This window comes from Gammaproteobacteria bacterium, from assembly GCA_022450155.1.
In the GTDB taxonomy this organism is placed as follows: domain Bacteria; phylum Pseudomonadota; class Gammaproteobacteria; order Arenicellales; family UBA868; genus REDSEA-S09-B13.
Map to the genome: position 1 here is coordinate 1 of JAKUQR010000054.1, position 5,150 is coordinate 5,150.

6 protein-coding genes and 1 pseudogene are annotated in these 5,150 nt (G+C 47.0%); 6 read left to right on the forward strand and 1 reads right to left on the reverse strand.

The window, feature by feature from the left end:
* From MK323_14945 to MK323_14960, 4 genes are all read left to right on the forward strand, one after another.
* Positions 1-355 (forward strand): adenylate/guanylate cyclase domain-containing protein (locus MK323_14945; protein MCH2483442.1); only part of this gene is annotated, 355 nt, incomplete at its 5' end.
* 178 nt (positions 356-533) lie between these two features.
* Positions 534-1,430: an alpha/beta hydrolase gene (locus MK323_14950; GenBank protein ID MCH2483443.1), complete on the forward strand. Its 897-nt coding sequence runs from the start codon at positions 534-536 to the stop codon at positions 1,428-1,430.
* A 251-nt stretch (positions 1,431-1,681) separates the two neighbouring features.
* Positions 1,682-2,071 carry a nuclear transport factor 2 family protein gene (locus tag MK323_14955; GenBank protein ID MCH2483444.1) on the forward strand — a complete coding sequence of 130 codons (390 nt, stop codon included), beginning with the start codon at positions 1,682-1,684 and terminating at the stop codon, positions 2,069-2,071.
* 205 nt (positions 2,072-2,276) lie between these two features.
* The gene (locus tag MK323_14960; protein ID MCH2483445.1) at positions 2,277-2,726 is read left to right on the forward strand and encodes a cupin domain-containing protein; all 450 of its coding nucleotides are present in this window, start codon (positions 2,277-2,279) and stop codon (positions 2,724-2,726) included.
* 240 nt (positions 2,727-2,966) lie between these two features.
* Here MK323_14960 and MK323_14965 read toward each other — a convergent pair whose 3' ends face one another.
* Positions 2,967-3,461, reverse strand: a complete 495-nt coding sequence (locus MK323_14965) for a hypothetical protein (GenBank protein MCH2483446.1) — start codon at positions 3,459-3,461, stop codon at positions 2,967-2,969.
* A 232-nt stretch (positions 3,462-3,693) separates the two neighbouring features.
* Between MK323_14965 and MK323_14970 the strand changes: the two genes are divergently transcribed.
* Together MK323_14970 and clpX are read left to right on the forward strand one after the other, a co-directional pair.
* A complete protein-coding gene (locus tag MK323_14970; GenBank protein ID MCH2483447.1) occupies positions 3,694-4,860 on the forward strand; it encodes a flippase-like domain-containing protein in 1,167 nt (388 codons plus the stop codon).
* A gap of 48 nt (positions 4,861-4,908) precedes the next feature.
* Positions 4,909-5,055: pseudogene (gene clpX / locus MK323_14975) on the forward strand (ATP-dependent Clp protease ATP-binding subunit ClpX).
* The last annotated feature ends 95 nt before the right edge of the window (positions 5,056-5,150 follow it).

Genomic DNA, 5,150 nt, shown 5'->3' on the forward strand with positions numbered 1-5,150 from the left:
AAAACACTTTCGCAAAGCGATTGAATTGAATACTTTAGATACGAACTCTATCGTATACAAGGACTGGCTGTTTTTTGCCCAAATGGGATTGGGGAATTATGAATTAGCGCATGAGTTGATCGAGGAATGTATTTTACAGTTCCCAAATACGGGTTTTTATAGAGGTTTCAGGGCATCCGTAAAGGGTTATCTGGATAAAGGAGATGAAGCGAAAGCTGCGCTTGATGACTATCTGAAGTTGCGGCCGAATCTCAAAACCAAAGACGATTATAAAAATATCTTTGTACCGAACTCTTCATTGGCAGACATCTTAATCGAAGGACTTGTTAAAGCAGGATGGGAGCCAGAGAGCTAGGGTTCTGATCGAATGCCGTCTTTTCCTTCAGAAAGGTTTACAGTTTTAGTGGGATGTTGGGAATGAAACACATCCTTGCCGCCAACATTAACCGCGCCGTCACGGGTGAGGTGTTGGAAAATATTGTCTTCCACGGCCAGCAGCCCGCCGGCGGTTGAACACCCTGCAATCGCCGCCCATGACCGCTACCCCGCCGTTCTTCGAAGATTTCACGCTAGAAACCATTGCTGTTGAGGGTGGCAACATCCGACTACGCCGCAGTGGCACAGGCCAACCGTTACTGATGCTGCATGGTAATCCTCAAACCCACGCCATGTGGCACGCTGTAGCGCCCACGCTTTCGAAACGCTACTCCGTAATTTGCCCTGATTTACGTGGTTATGGTGGGTCCTTCAAACCACCTGCGAGCCGCGATCACGCCGCCTACGCAAAACGCGAGATGGCTAAAGACCTGATTCAGGTTATGGAACATTTCGGACACGAGACTTTCCTGATTGCTAGTCACGACCGGGGAGCTCGAGTGGCGCATCGCTTGGCCCTAGATTTTCCAAACCGGGTGCAAAAACTCGCAGTCCTGGATATTATCCCAACCATCGAGCATTTCGAACGCACTGACATGGCTTTTGCCATGGGTTATTACCATTGGTTCTGGTTTGCACAGCCGCACCCCTTCCCCGAAAATATTATCAACGTGGCTCCAGACCAGTGGTTCAGGGCGCATACCTCCCGAGAGCCTAAGGATAATAGTTTTTTCCACTCAGAGGCTCTAGCCGATTATTTAGAAGCTGTCCGACAGCCAGAAACAATCCGCGGTATGTGCGAAGACTACCGGGCGGCAGCAACCATTGATCTTGATCTCGACCGGGAAAGCCGAGACGCCGGCGATAAAATTCAATGCCCACTACTCGTACTTTGGGGAACTCAGGGCAAGATCGGGCAATGGTACAATGCGCTCGACATCTGGCGCCTTTACTGTGCAGAGGACTTGATTGCTACCCCGGTTAATAGTGGGCACTATTTAGCTGAAGAATCTCCAGAAGAGGTATTAAAGCATCTGATTGCATTTTTCCCGTAATCGGCAATAACGATCATCTTGCTTACGGCATCAACCTTTGATCTTCCGGTAATGCTTTGTAATATGATGCCACATCGCCAGGTGTAGTAATCCAGACATTGCTGAAAAGGCAGAAAGGTTTACGGTTTTAGTCGGGAGTTGGGAATACGATAGGAATGTTGTAGGTCTTACGCCTCACTCACGCACAGAGGTTTGAAACTGTCTTACATCTGGTACATTGCCATTAAATGACACTAAATCGAGAATCAACTATGACAGACCGGAGACAAGAACTCCTCACACTCACCGATCAATTTGTTGACGCATTTAATCGCATGAATCTTGATGATGTTGTCTCCTTTTTTTCAGAAGATGGCGTCTATGAAGACTCCGCCGGAGGTAGGCACGTTGGCCATGAAGCCATACGAGCTGCCTTTCAGCCGTTAGTTGGTGGATCGCGAGGCAGGATTCGGTTTGACGAAGAGGATGTTTTTGCTGAGGTTGAAACCGGAAAGGTATTGGCTAGCTGGCGTTTGAACCTTGACAAAGACGGTGATGTCTCCGTAATTCGTGGCATTGATGTGTTGGAGTTCCAAGGAAGCAAACTGGCGAAAAAGATGGCTTATATGAAAGTCGATAAACCACATTTAGAGGCTGATTAGAAAACAGTTCTAGCGTAAGTTCTCACGCACATAGTTTAGAAACTGTCGAGTGATGTAGCCCTACAGCCAACAGTTGATTCTCCGTTGGCTTATTCAAATCAGTCGTAACTGCTTTTAAGGGGCTGTAACTCGCCCTATCTCAGAATTCATTGGGCCACCCAATATACAATTGACTCTGTAGTATTTGAGGAAAGGAAACAAAATTATGACGAAATCAGAATCGCTCGGAAACTTTGTCGCGTTTATGGACTCGATCGATATTGGTCAGTTATTCGTTCCAGGCTCCAAGCGTGAAATGAGCACATTAGTCCCAGACTACTCGCAAGATGAAGACGGTGTCGACAGCGTGAAGGTGCTTATGGCAACGCCCAATTTAATTATGTTTGAGGCATTCAGGCCAGCAGGAGAGATAGATCGCATGCATATGCATAAAGATCATCACTCTGTTGCCTATCAGAAGGAGGGGAAAGTGCGGATGTCGATTGGGTCAGAGACATTTGTGGTCGAGGCAGGCGATACCTATCACCATCCCATGGGTGTAAAACATCAGCACGAGTCACTAGAAGACTCGGTGCGAATTGAGATCAAGTTTTATCCCGATGGCAATGCTATTGAATCCTGGAATCGACTGGTAGGTGGGTCGTTAGCTAAATAGAAAATAACGCGCATCTATCTCTCCATCTGTACCTTTGTCTTGCTGTCAGCCTAGGCGTTTTACTCAATCCTCTGCTCTCAAATGCGTATAGCGCATCGGTACGTCTTTGCCGTATTAATCCGTAGTAGTTTGAACTGACACGCCACTTCAATTTCAGCACACCTCAGAGTTTTCACTACGCTTTTCAGTAAAAAGCCCCGCCGGAAGCGGGGCTTTTTACGTTGGATTATCCTAATTGTATTACGGTAGTACGAACTCACCTGTCCATGAGAACTTGGTGTTATTACCATCTTTAGTGATAGGTCCACCGGGTATACATGCCCCACCGCCTGTCACACCAGCATATTTACCGGTTCCACCATGCATGGCCCAAGTGCAGTCACTAAAATCAGGAGTTGTTGCACCATTTGTTGCTACAAAAGTATCTCCGTCAATGTCAGTTGCTGTACAGGTTCCTCTAAAAGCTATAGGCGCCCCCTGTGCTGACAACAACAGAGTCGCGTTGCAATCAGCTACTTTCTCAGCAGGAAAGTTTGCTGCGGATGGATTCTCAATCCAAAACTCATGAGTCGTCTGCTTTATCAACGTGGAGCCATCCGCTAGCGGGGTCGCTGTTGAAGAGGTTACGGCACCATAGCCATGCCCAGTAGTTGGAACTACTGTTCCCGCTGATGCCAAGTTACCCATTGCAAAGACGGCTGCTAGAGTCAGGGTTGATGTTTTCAACAAATTCATAACTGCTCCTTATTTTTAGAGGTTGTACGATACTTGGATAGTGAGCTGGCCGTTAATCGACAAACTAACGAATCCATCCCCCACACCTTTTAACATGATTTCCATTGATTCTCAATTTAGTTCGATCAGTGTTACCACAGTTTAGTTAGCAACGGACGCCTCATCTCACCCCAATCTCCCCAACAAATCCTCTGCTCTGGTTGCCTTTCTGTAACAGGAATAAGATAGCGGGATGAACCGCCTACTGCTTCTGGTCAAGAAACATCTACTGCGTCTGATTAAGATAGCGTTAGCGGTGGCTGCGCTGATTCTTATTTACCATCTCGTTGACTGGCATGACAGCTATTCAGTTATCGCGACAGAAGACAAGATACAACAAAAGGAAGATGGAAAGATTCTCGGTGCGTGGAATGTCGATGTCGTACATTTTCTGGTCGATGGTGAAAATAAACCTAGGCTAATCAGTCGATCTTCTGCCTATTCAATTACGCCCAGCATTTTCACTTACCTGAGGAACCTGGATAAATCTCTCTTTGGTCTTGGAGCGGTTTTATTTCTGTTTTTTGTCCTCATCATCAACACCCGCTGGTGGTGGCTGTTGCGAGCAAATAAACTTGGAGTGAGGCTTCTTGAAGCACAGCGCTTTGGATGGATCGGTCTATTTTGCAGCAACGCAATGCCAGGTTCAGTGGGTGGCGACCTGATCAAGGCCGTCTACATCGTAGAACGCTGTTCCGGTGATCGCTTCCGTGCTGTGGTCTCGATTCTGGTTGATCGTATCATCGGCCTGTTGTCGCTGCTTTTGGCCTGTAGCATTGGCTGCCTATTCATCGTAACCCGATTTCCGGAGTTCGCATGGACTGTCTGGATATGCGCACTTAGTGTATTCGTCGGGTGCATCTTACTTCTGAGTCCTGGACTCCGCTCCCTGCTGCGATTCGAGATGCTAATCAGTCATTTACCCAAGCGATTAGGGAAGTTCGTGGCACAACTCGATGATGCAGTACTGCAGTATCGAGATAATCTCAAAGGAATCGGCTTGTGGCTCTTGGCCAGCCCACTGATCTATAGCTTGTTCATTGGCAGTGTAATTCTGATGGCCCAAGCCATCGGAGTTGGATTACCTTGGACCGATTACTTATCTATTGTCCCGGTCGCAATGGTCGTACAGGCAATTCCTTTAATGCCGGGTGGCTGGGGTATTGGCGAGTTAGCCTATGGCACTCTGATTGCTGAGTTCGGTGTGGAAACCTTGCCAGGTGTGCCGGATGCTGAGCAGATTATGCGTACCCGCGGTGTTGCACTTTCAGTAGTACATCGGATACACGTCATGGCTTGGTCTTTGTTAGGTGGACTGTTAATGCTGTGGGATCGTCAACTGCACAGAAATAAAATGTGAGTATCCCAAAACCCATCTACACATACCTCCTGGGTTTAAGATAACGGGATGAAACAAGTCGAAGAAGCCAATAAATCTAAACTTCTCTATTGCTCATTTTGCAAGAAGAGCCAGCACGAAATCCTGCTTCTGATCTCAGGACCTGAAGCATATATCTGCGATGGGTGTGTCGAGTTGTGTAATGAAATAATTCGGAAAAAGCTTGAAGAAGATAATGCAGAAAATTGATGAAGAACTCGTGACGTAAATATGAATGTTGAATGGCATGCATTAATACGACAGCGGTAGTC